The organism is Embleya hyalina, assembly GCF_003967355.1.
Taxonomy (GTDB): domain Bacteria; phylum Actinomycetota; class Actinomycetes; order Streptomycetales; family Streptomycetaceae; genus Embleya; species Embleya hyalina.
This window is the reverse complement of the sequence record NZ_BIFH01000042.1, coordinates 64896-80531: the sequence shown is the minus strand read 5'-3', so window position 1 is coordinate 80531 and position 15636 is coordinate 64896. Positions and strand designations below refer to the sequence as shown.

At 70.3% G+C, this 15636-nt stretch carries 13 protein-coding genes; 10 read left to right on the top strand and 3 right to left on the bottom strand.

All coding sequences use genetic code 11. The features are described from left to right. The first annotated feature begins 64 nt into the window (after nt 1–64). The 8 genes from EMA17_RS41900 to EMA17_RS41865 all read left to right on the top strand — a co-directional run bounded on the left by EMA17_RS41900 (nt 65) and on the right by EMA17_RS41865 (nt 9419). Nucleotides 65–1054 (top strand): class I SAM-dependent methyltransferase, encoded by a 990-nt coding sequence (locus EMA17_RS41900; RefSeq protein ID WP_126642488.1) that lies wholly within the window; start codon nt 65–67, stop codon nt 1052–1054. Nucleotides 1055–1065: 11 nt separating this feature from the next. Then, entirely contained in the window at nt 1066–2166 is a 1101-nt protein-coding gene (locus EMA17_RS41895; RefSeq protein WP_126642487.1) for a histidinol-phosphate transaminase, read from the top strand. Between the two features lie 31 nt (nt 2167–2197). Beyond that, nucleotides 2198–3505, top strand: a complete 1308-nt coding sequence (locus EMA17_RS41890) for a trans-sulfuration enzyme family protein (protein WP_126642486.1) — start codon at nt 2198–2200, stop codon at nt 3503–3505. After that, nucleotides 3502–4548: an OsmC family protein gene (locus EMA17_RS41885; protein WP_126642485.1), complete on the top strand. Its 1047-nt coding sequence runs from the start codon at nt 3502–3504 to the stop codon at nt 4546–4548. Before EMA17_RS41890 ends, EMA17_RS41885 begins: the two co-directional genes overlap by 4 nt. 73 nt (nt 4549–4621) lie before the next feature. Beyond that, complete coding sequence (locus tag EMA17_RS41880; protein WP_126642484.1) at nt 4622–6013, top strand: lysine N(6)-hydroxylase/L-ornithine N(5)-oxygenase family protein; 1392 nt, start codon at nt 4622–4624, stop codon at nt 6011–6013. 4 nt (nt 6014–6017) lie between these two features. After that, the gene (locus tag EMA17_RS41875; RefSeq protein WP_126642483.1) at nt 6018–7316 is read left to right on the top strand and encodes an MFS transporter; all 1299 of its coding nucleotides are present in this window, start codon (nt 6018–6020) and stop codon (nt 7314–7316) included. Between the two features lie 25 nt (nt 7317–7341). Next, on the top strand, nt 7342–8748 hold the full coding sequence (locus EMA17_RS41870) for an ATP-grasp domain-containing protein (protein WP_126642482.1): 1407 nt from the start codon (nt 7342–7344) through the stop codon (nt 8746–8748). Nucleotides 8749–8759: 11 nt separating this feature from the next. After that, entirely contained in the window at nt 8760–9419 is a 660-nt protein-coding gene (locus EMA17_RS41865; protein WP_174861517.1) for a class I SAM-dependent methyltransferase, read from the top strand. Nucleotides 9420–9493: 74 nt separating this feature from the next. On the opposite strand, the gene EMA17_RS41860 is transcribed toward EMA17_RS41865, so the two are convergent. Next, complete coding sequence (locus EMA17_RS41860) at nt 9494–10144, bottom strand: SDR family NAD(P)-dependent oxidoreductase (protein ID WP_126642481.1); 651 nt, start codon at nt 10142–10144, stop codon at nt 9494–9496. Nucleotides 10145–10470: 326 nt separating this feature from the next. On the opposite strand from EMA17_RS41860, the gene EMA17_RS41855 reads away from it, so the two are divergent. Further along, the gene (locus EMA17_RS41855) at nt 10471–11478 is read left to right on the top strand and encodes a LysR family transcriptional regulator (RefSeq protein ID WP_174861516.1); all 1008 of its coding nucleotides are present in this window, start codon (nt 10471–10473) and stop codon (nt 11476–11478) included. A gap of 139 nt (nt 11479–11617) precedes the next feature. Further along, nucleotides 11618–12514: a hypothetical protein gene (locus tag EMA17_RS41850; RefSeq protein ID WP_246127243.1), complete on the top strand. Its 897-nt coding sequence runs from the start codon at nt 11618–11620 to the stop codon at nt 12512–12514. 135 nt (nt 12515–12649) lie between these two features. Here EMA17_RS41850 and EMA17_RS41845 read toward each other — a convergent pair whose 3' ends face one another. Next, entirely contained in the window at nt 12650–13084 is a 435-nt protein-coding gene (locus EMA17_RS41845; protein WP_160161755.1) for a nuclear transport factor 2 family protein, read from the bottom strand. A 240-nt stretch (nt 13085–13324) separates the two neighbouring features. Continuing rightward, nucleotides 13325–15355 carry a hypothetical protein gene (locus tag EMA17_RS41840; protein WP_126642479.1) on the bottom strand — a complete coding sequence of 677 codons (2031 nt, stop codon included), beginning with the start codon at nt 15353–15355 and terminating at the stop codon, nt 13325–13327. Between the last annotated feature and the right edge of the window lie 281 nt (nt 15356–15636).

Below are 15636 nucleotides of genomic sequence, written 5' to 3'. Positions count from 1 at the left end.
GCGGCCGTACACCGCGTCCACCCCGTTCCGCCCTCACCGGCCCCAACCTGCCCCAGGAGTGCGAATGAACGCCCCATACCCGACCGAGACCGCCGCCGACCTGGCCGCCGCGGCCGCGTTCCTCGAAATGGCCGAGGACCTCGGGATCTCCACGCTGCTCGACAGCGCCGACGGCTTCACCGCGGACGACGTCGGCCTGGCCGCTCCCGATGTGCCGGCGTGCGAATGGGCCGGATTCCTGGCCGCGTTGGTGGCCGCGGGACTGCTCGTCGCCGAGGAGGACGGCACCTACCGGGGACGGCCGGACCTCCCCATCGTCCGGCACGAAGCCGGATACGTGGCCTGGGCGATGAACGCCAACCGCCCCTACGTGGCCAACGCCCCCGAGTTCCTGCGCGACCGCGACGGGGCCGGGGCGAAGTACGCTCGCGACGGCCGCTGGGTCGCCGTGTCCTCCCGCTGGGTCGGCACCCGGGGCTTCTATCCGCCCGCCTTCGCCGAGATCGTGGCGGACCACCCCACCCGGGTGGTCGACCTCGGTTCCGGTACCTGCGGGTTGCTCGCGAACCTGCTCCGGCAACGGACCGACTGCACCGGCCTGGGCATCGATCTGAGCCCCGCGGCCTGTGCCGAAGCCACCCGACTCGCGGCGCGCGCCGGCCTGAGCGAGCGGCTCGACGTGCTGAACAGGCCGATCCAATCCCTCGTCGACGACCCCTCCCCGCTGGCGGCGGCCGACGTGGTGCACGCCGGGTTCGTGATGCACGACATCGCGACGGAGCCGGACGTCCTCGACGGTGTACTGCGCGCCTGCCGAGCCGAACTCCGGGAAAGGGGCGGCAAGATGGTCGTGGTCGACGCGGTCCCGTTCGCGACCGAGCCGCGCGAGCGTGCGTTCAGCGCCCTGTTCACCTACCTGCACGCCCAGTCGATGGGGGTACGGTTGCCGACCCGAGAGCAATGGGAGTCGGCTTTTCACCGCGCCGGGTTCGCCTCCGTGCGATGCACCGCGCTGCGCATGCCGGGCAGCCGCATGTTCGTGGTCTCCGGTTGAGGGCCCACCGGATGTCCACCGAGAACACGCGCGAATCCGGTCCGCGGCTGCGCGCCGTGCTGGACGCGCCGGCGCTCTTCGAGCCGAGCGTCGCCCCGCGCGCCGCGGGGCCCGCGCGCCTGCTGGGCTCCAACGAATCACCGCACGATCCGCTCCCGGAGATCGTGGCGGCGATGGCCGACGCGGCCCTGTACGTCAACCGCTATCCCGACTACGGCGGGCGGGACTTGACCGCCACGCTGAGCCGGGTGCACGGGGTGCCCGAGGATCGGATCGTGCCGGGCGCGGGCTCGATCGCGTTGCTCCAGATGCTCTTCCAGGCGGTGGGCGAACCCGGCGCCGAGGTCGTGTACGCGTGGCGTTCGTTCGAGCTGTACCCGGTGCTCGCCGATCTCGCGGGAGTGCGCAGCGTCCGGGTCCCGCTGAGCGACGGCGGCCACGACCTGGGGGCGATGGCCGAGCGGATCGGCGACCGGACCCGAATGGTCGTCGTGTGCAACCCCAACAACCCCACGGGCACGGTCGTCGGCCACGAGGAGTTCGCGGAGTTCATGCTCCGCGTCCCCTCGGACGTGCTCGTGGTGCTCGACGAGGCCTACTTCGAATACGTGCGCGATCCGGGCGTCGTCAGTGGGCTGGTCCTCCACCGGCGATGGCCCAACCTCGTCGTCCTGCGCACCTTCTCCAAGGCGTACGGCCTCGCCGGCCTGCGGGTGGGCTACCTGGTCGGCGATCCCGCGATCACCACCCGCGTCCGTCGCGCCTACCTGGCCTACTCGTTGAACACGCCGGCCCAGGCCGCCGCGGTCCGCGCCCTGGAACTGCGCGAACGACTGCTCGACCGGGTCGAGGAAGCCGTCGGGGAGCGGACCCGGCTGCGCGACGCGCTTCGAGCCGCGGGGATGAGCGTGTCCGACAGTCAGGCCAACTTCCTGTGGCTGCCGCTCGGCGGGGACTCCGCCGCCTTCGCCCGACGCTGCGCCGAGGACGGCATCGCCGTGCGGGTCTTCCCCGACGAGGGTGTACGGGTGTCGATCGGCGCCCGGGGCGACAACGAGGCGTTCGCGACGACGTGCGAACGCTGGATGCAACACCCGTCATCCGACACGTGATCAGGAAACCCCTCCCAACTTGGAGACACGAGTGGATCGCACAGCAATAGGGTTCGGCGAAGGACACACGCCGGGAGCGGAGTGGTTCGACGAACTGCGCCGCCGGCGCATCAAGGGGCCGATCTCCACACAGAACCGGTCCCTGTCGAGGTCGCTGGCTCCCGAGACGCTGGCCGTTCACGCCGGCACCTACGAGGACCCGATCACCGGCGCGGTCGGCACACCGATCTTTCAGACCAGTACGTTCCTCCTCGACCAGGCGAGCTACGACGCGTTCGCCGACGGCGCCCTGCGCGACGTGCCCATCTACTCCCGCTACGGCAATCCGTCGCAGTGGTCGGTACAGGAGAAGATCGCCGCCCTGGAGGGCGCCGAAAGCGCCGTGGCGACCTCCTCGGGCATGGCCGCGATCGCGGCCACCGTCTACGCGTTGACCAACTGCGGGAGCCACATCGTCTCCGCCTACGACGTCTACGGCGGAACCTACAACCTCCTGCGCGAGGACATGCCGTCCGCGGGACGCGACGTCACCTTCGTGGATCCGCTCGACCTCGACGCGATCCGGGCGGCCGTGCGCCCGGAAACCCAGCTCCTGCTCTTCGAGTCCTTGACGAACCCCATGTTGAAGGCCCCCGACATCCGTGGGCTCGCGCGGATCGCCGAGGAGGCCGGCGCCCTCCTGGTGATCGACAACACCTTCCTGACCCCCATCAACGTGCGTCCGCTCGACCTGGGGGCCGACATCGTCGTCCACAGCGCGACCAAGTACCTCGGCGGGCACAGCGATCTGACCGCCGGCGTGGCCACCGGGCGCCGAAAGTTCGTCGACCGCATCTGGGCCCAGGTGCTGAGATTCGGCGGCACCCTCGACCCGCTGGTGTGTTTCCTGCTCGAGCGTGGGATCAAGACGCTGGCGCTGCGGATACGGGTCCAGAACGAGAACGCGGTGGCGCTCGCCGGGTATCTGGCCTCCAGCCCCTACGTCGAGGCCGTCCACCACCCGGCCCTGGGCGGGAAGGGCCACGAGGCACTGCGCCCGGAGGACTACCGGGGTTTCGGCGGCATGGTCGGCTTCGAGGTGGCCGGCGGTGACGAGCGGGCCCTGAGGTTCATGAGTCACCTGACCCTGCCCTACGTGGCGACGAGCCTGGGCGGCGTGGAATCACTGGTGAGCATGCCGGCCAATACGTCCCACAGTTCGCTGACGCGACGGCAGATGTCCACGATCGGCATCAATCCCGGGCTGATCCGCTTCTCCGTCGGCATCGAGAACGTCGGCGATCTCGTCGAGGACGTGCAAACGGCACTCAAGACGGCGTGCGAGGTGGAGGACCGGTGAGGAACAGCTTCAATACCGCGAGCTTCAGCGAAGTCGTCCACGAGATACGGGAAGACGCCTCGGAGGGACTGTTCCGCTACGTCGGCAGGGCCCGCCACTCACCGCTGCGCGGATTGTCCGCGGAGGTCGGACCGGCCATGTTCGGCCGCGTGAAGTCCGCACGCCGCTTCACCTACGCCCTCCGGGACCCCTTCACACCGGTCACGACTTCGGACACCGACGAGCCGACCCCGATCGACCTGGCGCTCACCGGCATCGGTTCCTGTTCCCTGATGACACTCGTCGGCGGGGGCAGCGCCAAAGGCATCGTGTTCGACGCCGTCTCCGTCGACCTCACCTGCGACCACGCGGACAAGGCGCCGGTGACCCTCGACTTCGCCATCGACGCGGAGATCCGGGACGAACGGATCGACGAGTTGATCCAACGGGTACGCCAACGCAGTCCGAACTACGCGACGCTGGTCGCCGCGGTTCCCGTGCACTGGGCCTGGGAACCGTCGACCGCGCCGACCCGACGCGGTGAACCGGCGGATCCCACGCGGTCGAGGCGGAGCCCGGCCCGGCCCGGCACCCGACACCTCCGCTGGCTCAGCGGTCCGCAGAGCGAGTCGTTCGCGCACCCCTTCTCGGCGGCGGCGACGGCGCTGCGCGTCGACAACCCCAAGCAACTCACCGGGGTCGACTGGGGACCCAACCCGCAGGAATACCTGATGATGGGGTACGCGGCCGAGGTGGCCGCGCATCTGGGCGCCCACTCGAGATCCCGGCTCGGTCACGAAGCGATCTGGGAGGTGACCGCCCGCTGCACCGAGGACGTCAGCGGCCTGCTGCGCGCCGACCCCGCCGCCGTCGTCCATCTCCAGGACGTCGGCTGCCGCGTGTCGATGTCCTCGCCGGCCGCGTCGCACGCCCGATCGATCGGGGACATCGAGGAGTTGGTGGACGAAGCGGTGTCCACCTCCGCCATCGGCCGATTGATCAGCGAACCACAGATCGTGGACATGGCGGCGCGCCGACCCGCGTCCTCGCCGTCCGCCCGGTGAGCGCCGTGCCGTCGTCGAACCCCCTTACCAACCAACGGCGTTCCCGTCCGCTCGGATCGGAGGGCGGACTCGCATGACGCACGAGCGAACCGTCGACGTGCTCGCCATCGGAGCGGGCCCCGCCAATCTGAGCCTGGCGGCCCTGGCCGCCCCGGCGGCGACGCACCTTTCCCTCGCCGTGATCGAGGCCCGCGAATCCGCGTCGTGGCACCCCGGCCTGCTGTGGAGCAATTCCCGGCTCCAGGTCAGCGGCGTGAAGGACCTGGTGAGCCTCGTCGATCCCAGGAGTCGCTTCAGCTTCCTCAACTTCCTCCGGGAACAACGGCGTTTGTACCGGCATCTGATCGCCGCCCGGGACCACGTCAGCCGCAAGGAGTTCGACCAGTACCTGACCTGGGCGGCGAGCCTGCTCGGCGTCGAGTTCGACACCCGGGCCGTCGCCGTCGACCACGACGGCGACCGTTTCCGCGTAACCACGAACCACGGCGTCGTGCACGCGTCCCACCTCGTCCTCGGCGTCGGCCAGGAGCCGTTCGTCCCACCCTGTGCCGCCGACCTGGACGACCCCCGGATCTGGCACTCGTCCCGGCACACGAACCGAGGGTTGCCGGCGCTCGACAAGGACGTCCTGCTGGTGGGCGGCGGGCAGAGCGCGGCCGAGGTCGCGCTCGACATCCTGTCCGGCCGCACCGGCCTGCCCCGCCGGCTCACCTGGGTGACCGGACGCGGAGGACTCTCGCCGCTCGACGACTCCGCCTTCAGCGACGAGTGGTTCAACCCCCGCTACGTGGAGTACTTCCACGGCCTCCCGCACACCCGACGATCCGCGCTGCTCGACGGACAACACGCGGCCACCGCCGGAATCTCCCGCGACCTGCTGTCCGCCCTCTACCGGCGCCTGTACGAGATCGACTACCTCGACCCGCCCGGCTGCGGGCACCGCCTCCTGTCCGGGACGAGCCTGGTGAACCTCGCCGTGACCGCCGAGGGGTTCACGTGTACCCTGCGCGACGAACCGGGCACGGCCACCCGGGAGATCCACGGTGACGCGGTCGTCTTCGCCACCGGCTTCCGGCACCGGATCCCCCGGTTTCTCGACCCCATCCGGAACCGACTGCCCATCGAGGGAGAGACGTTCCGGGTCGACCGGGACTACCGCATACCGTGGGACGGTCCCGATACGAACCGCATCTACATCCAGAACGGCGCTCTGCGCAGCCACGGGGTGGCGGACCCGAACCTGAGTCTCGCGGCGTGGCGAAGCGCGGTGGTGCTCAACAGCGTTCTCGACAAGGAGTACTACCACCTGGACGGCGAGGACATCACGCTGTCCCTCCCGCCGTCCCCCGTCGCGGATTTCGACGAGGCGCGGTTCGGCGACGCCGATTTCGGCGCTCACACCCGCTCCAACGCGTCCTCGCGCGACCCCGCCCCGAACGCGCACATCGTCGAGAGGGGTTCGTGAGGCCATGCGTACCGCTCCTCTCTTCCTGGGCGGCCAAGCCGTCTCCCTGGTCGGCGACGGCGTGGCCAACCTGGCCGTTCCGCTGCTGGTCCTGCAGTCGACCCACAACCCGGTGGCCGCGGGGCTCGCCGCCGCGCCGCGTGCCATCGGCTACACCGTGGTCGGCCTCGTCGGCGGCGTCGTGGTCGACCGGGCCAACCCCTGGCGCGTCCTGGTGTGGGCGGACGTGGCACGCACCGCCTGCTTCCTGGCGCTGTTCGCGCTGGCCGGCCTCCGGAGCGTGACCGCGATCCTCGTGGTGGCGTTCGTCGCCGGAGCGGCCAGTGTCTTCTTCCAACTGGCGCTGTCGATCGCGGTGCGCGACGCCTTCCCCGACCGCCTGCAAAGTACGAACGCCACGCTCGAGTCGGCGAATCAGATCGGCTTCGTGGCCGGGCCGGGCATCGCCGGTCTGCTGGCCGCCACCGGCATGTTGCGGCTCGGACTGCTCGCCACCGCGGCCACGTTCGCGGTGTCGGTGGCCACACTGGGCCTGGTGCGCAAGCACATGCCGAGGTTCGCGAGGCCGGCGGCGCCCCGGGACTGGCGGACGCTGCGCGCCGAACTGGCCGCCGGACTGCGCTACACCACCACGACGGCGCCGATGTCCACCCTGCTGTGGGTCATGGCCATCGTGAACCTGGTCCTCGGTGTCGATGCGCTGATCGTCTACCTGCTCGAGGTCGACATGGACCTGCCACCGGGCCAGGTGGGTCTGGTCGTCGCGGCCGGCGGCGTCGGCGGCTTCATCGGTGCCCTTGTGTCCCGCTGGATCCGCCGGGTCGGGCCGATGTACACACTGGCCGGCGGCACCATCTCCTTCGCCGTGCTCCTGGTGGTACTGGGAAGCGTCGACACCGTCGCGCCGGCCGCCGCCGCCAGTTTCGGGATGAGCGCGAGCATCGTGATCACCAACGTCATGAACCGCACGATGATCCAGACGATCGTGCCCCGCGAACTGCTCGGACGCGTGGTGAGCGCGCAGCGCATGGTGTCCTACCTCATGGCCACCCTCGGCACCGTGCTCGCGGGCGCGGCGACCGGGTGGGCCGGCGGGCACGCCCGACCCGTCTTCTGGCTCGCGGGCACGATGGCGGTGGCCACCGTGCTGGTCGCCTGGCGGATCGGCCTGCGCCAACACATCCACATCGCGAGGGCGGGACCCGCCCGGCCGGCGGTCGTACCCGCCGAGCCGGCCGAACCGGTCGAAGTCGAACCGACCGAGTTGCACGGGCGCGCCAAGGCCAACGAGGAAGCGGACTGACGCACGACAGGAAGGTGAACCCACCGTGGACAGTGTCACCGGCGAAGCACCGGGCGGCGTCACGGGCGAGACGGTCGACGATGTCACCGCGGAGTACGTGAGGCGATGTCGCGTCGACGCGCGCTTGCGCACGGCCATGTCCGCCGCCGCGTTGTCCCCGTCGTTTCGCGCGGCCTTCGGTGGCCGACTGACCCCCCGACCGTTCTTCGCCGCACGGCACACCATGGACACCCTCGCCGCGGACCTGAACGGCGTGTTCGACCTGATCGTCTCGCTGCCCGAGCGATTGTTCGACGGCGATCTCGACGCGTACTGCGCGGCCGTCGGTATCGACGACCGTCGGGCGGCGCTGATCCGACGGCTGCGCAGCGTCGAACCCGCCCGATCCGGGCGGGCCGACTTGTATCACGACGGCTCGTGCTTCCGACTCCTGGAGTTCAACATCGGTGGCACGCTCGGGGGTTCGGACCTGGCCGAAGTACCCCGTGCGTTGATGACGGTGCGGCCCTTCGTCGCGTTCGCCGAGGAGTTCGGCCTCGGGTACGTCGACTCCGCGCGGGAGAGGGCCACGACGTTGCGTCGTGCCGCCGCGCCGGTGGCCGGAGGACGAGAGCCCGTCGTCGCCGCGGTGGAGGCGGACGGGTGGCTGAGCGCCAATCGCGAGTTGTTCGCCTCGCTGCGGGAATCGATGGAACGCTGCGGCGTTCGGTTCATGCTCGGCGAACTCGGAGGGTTGCGGCGCAGGGGGAATCGGCTGTTCCTGGACGGCACACGGGTGGACCTGATCCTCCGCTACTTCGTTGTCGACCAGATCCTCGACGATCCCGCCGGGCGCGCCGCGTACGAGATGATCTGCCGAGTTCACGAGGAGGGAGGCGTCGTCCTGCACACCACCCTCGAAAGCCACCTCCACAACGACAAGGCGGCCCTGGCCCTGCTGTCCGATCCCACCCATCGCGACTCGTTCTCCGACGAGGAACGGCGGTCGACGGATCGGCTGCTTCCCTGGACACGAGCCCTGTGCGCCGGCCCGACGGACGTCGACGGCCGTACCGTGGACCTCGCGGACTTCTGCGTGGAGCACCGGGAGAGCCTCATCCTCAAGCCCAACGCGGGCTATTCGGGCATCGGCATCGTGCCCGGATGGGAGCGCGACGATCGCGAATGGGCCGCGTTGTTGCGTCACAGTGTCGAAGGGCCGTTCGTCGTGCAACGTCGCGTCGCCCCCGTACCGCAACCCGTCGTCGATCCGATCACCGGCGATCTCGAGCACCTGCTGCCGACCTGGGGCGTGTTCGTCTCGGCGGACGGATACGCGGGCGGCATGATGCGCAGCGCCCCCATCGGCGGCGGTGCGGTGATCAACTTTTCGTCGGGTCCGGGCACTTCCGTCACCGGCTTGTTCACCCATCCCGGGCGGGACAGCGGCTAACATCGTCGGTCATGACCACCCCCTTGTCCGTGGACACGATCAGGGTGTCGTATGACACCGTCGCCGCCGATTACGCGCGGATCCTGAGTGGTGAACTCGACGTCAAGCCGTTGGATCGGGCGATGCTCGCGGCGTTCGGTGATCTGGTCGGAGCCGGTGACGTGACCGGGCCGGTCGCGGACGTGGGGTGTGGGCCGGGGCGCATCGCCGCGCATCTGCACGCCCTCGGCGTGGATGTTTTCGGAGTGGATCTTTCTCCCGCCATGGTCACGGTCGCCCGTCGCGCCCATCCGCACCTGGAGTTTCGCGAAGGGTCCATGGCGGCTCTGGACGTCGAGGGGGACTCGCTCGCCGGTGTGGTCGCGTGGTATTCCACAGTGCACACTCCTCCGGCCGAACTCCCCGATATCTACCGCGAGTTCCACCGTGTCCTCGTTCCGGGCGGCCACGTGCTGCTCGCGTTCAAGGTCGGCGAGGGCAAGGTGCGACTCCACCATGCCTACGGGCATACGGTGGATCTGGACGTGTACCGGTTTCCGGTCGACGCCACCGCGGCCATGCTGCGTGCCGCGGGGTTCGACGAAGTCGCCCGTCTCGTCCGCGAACCCGACCCGGAGGAAAAGACCCCCCAGGCGTTCCTGATCGCCCGCAAACCTCCCCTCCCGAACTGACGACCGGCACACCGAAGCCCCGGTTCCGCAGGGCGGCGGTGCGCACCACCCTGCGGTCCGGGCTCGGTCCGGGCTCAGCGGGCGAACAAGACCACACGTTCCCACTGTTCGGGCGTGCGCAGGTGCAACTCCCAATAGGTGTCGGCGATGAGATCCGGGTCGTACGGTGTGCCGGCCTCGACGACATCGCAGACGGTGACCGTGGTGACGTGGACACCGGCCGGGCCGAACTCCCGGCCGATCAGTTCGGTGGCCGTACGGACCCCGGATTTGCCGAGCGACAGGCTGATCCGGTTCGCGTCCGGGTCGCGCATGCCGCCCGTGACGATGATCGTCCCGCGTCCGGCCGCGGCCATCGCCGGGCCGACGCGCGCGGCGGTGGCCAGGGCGCCGACCACGTTGATCGCGAGGGTGTCCAGGAGTTCGGCCGAGGACAACTCGCCCAGGCGATCCGCGCGGATCACGCCCGCGTTGTAGACCAGTGCGTCGGGGACGCCGTGTGCCGCTGTCGCCGCGTCGAGCGCGGAGTGCAGGGACGCCTCGTCGGCCGCGTCGGCGGTGAACCCGATGGCCCGGCCACCCTCGTCCGCGACGGCGGCCACCACCTTGTCGACCGTGCCCTGCCCGCGTGCGACAACGGCGACGGGCAGGCCCTCGCGCGCGAAGCGGCGTGCGACGGACTGTCCGATGAGTGGTCCGGCGCCGACGATGATCAGTCCTGCCATGGGGATGCCTCCGTATCGGGGTGAACGATGCGGGCGGGCGAGACGGCCCGCGCCGACGATGGCGAGAGGCGGCTCGAGCGCCCTGCGGTGAGGAACGGTCGTCGCGGCGGTTCGCGACCGCTCGGCTTGCGAACGTCCCGGCTTTGCGGTCGTGCGACCACGCGACGCGCGACTCTCCGGACATCCGGCCATACGGTCATACGGCCTCGCGTCCGGGGTGAGTTCGCGCGTTCTCGGCGGGTGCGCAACCTCTCGAAGACAACGGTCGCCGACCTCGACGCTTAAGACAAGCGATAAGATCTTCATACGGCATTAAGCTCCACTGCATGCTCGATGTACGGCGGATGCAGGTGCTGCTGGCGGTGGTCTCGGCGCGGTCGATCACCGCGGCGGCGCGCAGTCTCGGCTACACCCCCTCGGCGGTCAGCCAGCAGATCGCCGCCCTGGAGCGCGAGGCCGGACTGCCCCTGCTCGAACGCACCCCGCGAGGCGTACGACCCACCGAGGGCGGCCGGGCGTTGAGTGCCTACGCGGCCGACATCGGCGCCCGGATCGACGAGGCCGAGGCGGTGCTGGCCGACCTGCGGGCGGGGCGTTCCGGGCGGGTCGCGCTGCGCTATTTCGCCGGCGCCGGAGCCGCGTTGGTGGCCCCGGCCGTGGCCGCGCTGCGTCGGGAACGCCCCGGGATCCACGTGGACTTGCGGCTCACCGATCCCGACGACCCGCTGCCCGAGGTGCTGGACGGGCGGGCCGACCTCGCCCTGGTGCTCCGGGCCGGGCCGACCCCGGTGGTCGAGGGCGTACGGTTCACCCACCTGTGTACCGACAACTACCGCGTGGTACTGCCGGACGGACATCCCCTCGCCGCCCGCGACGACCTCGAACTCGCCGACCTGGCCGCCCACTCCTGGATCGGCAGTGCCCCGCCGGGGCCGTGTCTGGACGCCGTCCTCACGGTCTGCGCCGCGGCCGGTTTCACTCCCGCGTTCACGGTCCGAACCGAGGACTACGCCACCGCGCAGGCCTTTGTCGCGGCGGGCCTGGGCATCAGCCTCATCCCCGGCCTGGGGCTGGGCGACCGTCCGCACCCGGGAGTGACGGTGCGTGACCTGCGCGACCCCGAGGCGGTTCGTGGCGTCTACGCCGCGGTACGCGACCGCGCCCCCGCCCAACCCGCGTCCACCGCGATGATGGACGCGCTCCGCACGGCCGCCGCCACGATCGGCGCGGCGGCGAACGCACACGACCGGGCGGGCCCGCCCGCGCCGACCCCGGACGACCGACCACGACCCGGCCGTGAAATCACGGGGGTGGGTGGTTCGCCCGAACGGTGACGAACAGCGGCCTGGGAATCGGATTCCGGGGCCGGGCCGTACCGGCGCATGCACCGCCGGACGTTCTCGGTCCGATTGGGCGGGGAGTGCGGAAGGGAAGGCTGCGGTGGACGTCGTCCGCCGCGCGAAGGGGGAAGCCATGGTCCGCAAGGGTCCACGTTCGACCGCCCAGAAGGGTCATCCGTTCGGCCGTCGGCCCACCGGGGGGTGGGCCGACGTGTTGTGGGACTGGTCCAAGTCCGGCACCCGACACGCCGCCCGCAACCGCCTGTTACGCAAGCTGCCCGGCGTCGACACCGCGACGGCGTACCGGTTCGGCCTGGTCGAACGGCCCCACTACGCCTACGGGGTACGCCGGGCCACCGAGTCGGCCGCGCGACTGGGACATCGCGGTGTCACCGTCATCGAGTTCGGCGTGGCCGGCGGCAACGGGCTGTTGACGCTGGCCGAACACGCCCGCCACTACGCCGCCGCCACGGGGGTCGCGGTGCGGGTGGTCGGCTTCGACAGCGGGACGGGCATGCCCCCGGCCAAGGATCCCCGCGATCTGCCCTATCTGTTCGGCCCCGGCTTCTACCCCATGGACCACGACCGGCTGCGTGCCCGCCTGGGCGAGACCGAACTGGTGATCGGCGACCTCGCCGAGACGCTGCCCCACTACCTCGACACCCGTGCGGACCTGCTGCGCGCTCACCCGGTCGGGTTCGTGTGTCTGGACATGGACCACTACACCTCGACGACGACCGCGTTGGACCTCTTCCGCAGTCCCGCACACGAGTACCTGCTGCCCCGGGTGACCTGCTACCTGGACGACCTCCCCGGCACCACCGAACACATCGGCGAGGCCGCCGCGATCGCCGACTTCAACGCCGCCCACCCCGACCGCCCGATCGGCCGCGTCCTGGGGCTGCGCGCGTTCACGCCCTTCGATCCACCGTGGGCCGATCAGATCCACGTGCACCACCGCCTGGCGCACCCCGGCTACTCGTCGCTGGAAGTCGGCGCCACAGGTGACCGACTCCCCTTGGATCCCTGACCCTCGACCCCGATCCGACGCCCGCGCGGCCGAACCCGCACGGCCGAATCCACGCGGCCGGACACCCCTCGGCGAAAGGCTCAGCCGCGTCTTCCGTCGCCGAACCGCAAGGCCGGTCGCGTCCGGAGGCGAGCCTCAGGCCGAGGGGTCCGCACGGCCGTTCTCCCAGACGACCTCCAACCGGACGTGCGCGAACCGCCAGCCGTCGTCGGTGTGTTCGCACACGCAGTGATACACCGCACCCACGTCCCAGTGCCCCCGGGTATCGGCGCCGTGGCGGTGGACCGCGAGCAGGTTGGCTCGCATCCGGACGCCGCCGTCCCCCGTGTCGAAGATGTGATTGCCGGTCATGTGGTGTGTGCGGTCGAAGCGCCCCAGGTCCCGACGCACGAACTCCGCCACGTCGGGGGCCCGCACCTCGCCCGACGGCAGCGACAACACACCGTCGGGAGTGAAGCAGCGGGCGTAACCCTCGAAGTCCTTGATGTCCAGGCAATAATCGAACCACGTCAACAGATCGACGAGTGCCTGCCGCTCGCGCGGAGCGTGTGGGCGAAAGTGTTCGACCAAGAGACTCCCCTGCCTGTGTGGGATCGTCCGGACACCCGGCGGAGCGAACTCTCCACAGCCCCGCCGGAGAGATCCCCGCTCGCGCGGGGCCGACACCGGCGAATCTCCGCTTCGACGTACGGTGGTTCACCCGACCACCACCCACCGTACGTCGAATCGGCGATCGACCCGGACCGCCCGAGGTCGACACGCGGCAATTCACCCGACCGCCGCCCGGTGCTCGTCGCAGGGCGGCCAGTGTCAGTTCGCGGCGACGAACTGTGTCCCGAGTTGGTCGTCGAGGCGGTGGACGAGGTATTCGACCTGGCTGCCGACCCGACGTTCGAGGGCGTCCAAGGTCGGGGGATCCGGATCCTCCAACGTCACGGAGTCGGCCACCCGGCCCTCGACCAGCACGAGTACGCCGGTGCTCGGGTCGTACAGCGCGGCGCGAGGGCGTGTGTGGAAGCCGTCGGCGTTCGGCACGTAGGTGAGGAATCCGCGGAAGTCGGCCAGGCCCTTCACGCGCGGGCCCGAATAGGGCTCGGAGGTCTCTTCCAGCCTCTCCTGATATCTGCCCGTCGGCTTGAGCGTGCACTTGCCACTGCCGACGAGCTGGACGAAGTAGTCACTGGTGAGGTCCCGGAAGTCCCTGCGGACGTACCAGAGGGAGATCGTGGTGGCGATGTCGTCGGCGAGATAGGACCGCGCGGCGAACTGGGGTTGGGGATACAGCCAGGTGTCCCAGTGCTTGCCCTTGAGTTGGTCCACGCACGGGGTGCCGGGGCTGGGCACCGTCTCCAGCGTGCCGCCGCCGAAGCGGTTGTTGTTGTCGACGATCGGTGGCCTGACGGTGAATCCGGGGATGTCGCCGCCCGGCAACACCTCGGCGAGTCGGGCGAACGGTGGTTCGACGGCGGCGAGTCCGAGGCGGTAGACCTTGAATCCGTTCGCTCCCTCGGCGATGGACGTCCCCACTTCCATCAGCAGGGGTTCGTGTTCCCACATCGCCAGGATCGCCCGGATCATCCCGGGGCAAAGCTTCTCGCACAGTTCCTCGACCTGCTTGCCCGCGGCCGACGCGACCTGCTCCGGGCTCCAGCCCTGGCGACCGACGGCGACGGCGAGTCGGGTGCCGAGTTTGCGTATCGCGTCACCGCACTCGCGTGCGCCCGCGACGAGTCGGCCGGCGATGTCGGCGGCGGAGGGATTCGGCAGCTTGGAGATCTCCGTCCCGTGCTTGTACATGCAGGCGAACGCCTCGGCGGCCTCGTGGCTCACCGCCACCGCCCGGACCACGGGATCGGTCGGTTCGGCGGGCAGCATGCCCTTGAAGGTCGCCGTGGCCAGATCCAACAGCGGGGTCGCCGCGTCCAGGGTGCCGGTGATCGCGGCGCCGGCGGTCAGCTTCGACAGGTCGACCTTGAGCCGGATCATGCCGCCGGCGGGCAGGAACGCGACGGGCAGGTTCTGCGCCGCGGCCATGGTCCGGGCCAGGAGCGTATACGGATTGTCCGGGTCCGGCTTGGCCTCGACGGACCGGACGCCGGCGGGCAGATCGAGCAGGAACGGGGTGAAGTGCGGATTGCTCACGTACAGGTCGAGGGTTCGCCGCGACGCGTCGGCGACATCGAATTTGGCGCACGTGATCGCGCCCGGTACGAACTTCTCGACGTCGAGAGTCAGGGTGAGCGCCGGGTACGCGCACTCGACGGTGGGCGGGTTCGCCACACGTTTGCCGATGCCCAGCACGCCGTCGGTGCTCAGCAGATTCCTCGCCTTGGTCAGGGTCGTCGAGATCGCGCTTTCGACGTCCCACCAGCCGATCCCCCAGAGCGAGAAGCGGTCCGTGCTCACCGAGACCCGGCGCCGTGCCGTGTCCACGTGTTCCGGTGTCAGGGCCTGCCATTCGTTGCCTTCGTACCGCAACACCCGCAGGTTCTCCACTTGTTGCGGCGTCGCCTCGGCCGGATAGTCCAGGGTCACCACGGCCCGCCCCTTGGCGAGTGCGCCGCCCCGTACCTCGATCCTGGTCGGCTTGCCGAAGAGCTTGTACGCGCCGATCGGCGGCGGCGCGTCTTCGACGGTACTCAGTTGCAGGACCGGCGAAGCCCCCGTGAACGCCTTGGCCGGCGCCGACACGGACACGCCCCCCTGCGGGTTCGCCCCCTCGACGGAGCCCCCACCGTCGCCTCCGCCGCCGCCCGACGTGCATCCGGCGACCACGGCCAGAACCAGCGCGAGTACCACCGCCGTCGAGGAGCGCCCGGCAGCCCGCAACCACCCCGTCATGTCCCCCACCATCCCCACTCCACGCCCGTCACGGCCGCGCCCGACGAATCCCCATCGCCCCCACGAGCGCGCATCCATTGATCATGCGTGGAACAGCCGTGTTCCGACGGCATGTTCGACGAACCGACGACCCGAATCAGACAACGAATCGGCATCGACCGATCCGGACCGTGCGACGGCGCCCGAACACGCGGCGGCGAGCACCGCCGGTTTTCGGCGCGTCGTGCCGGCGACGGCCGCGTCGCGGGCGAGGCGGCCGTCGCGTGTCGGTCGTGCCGCCG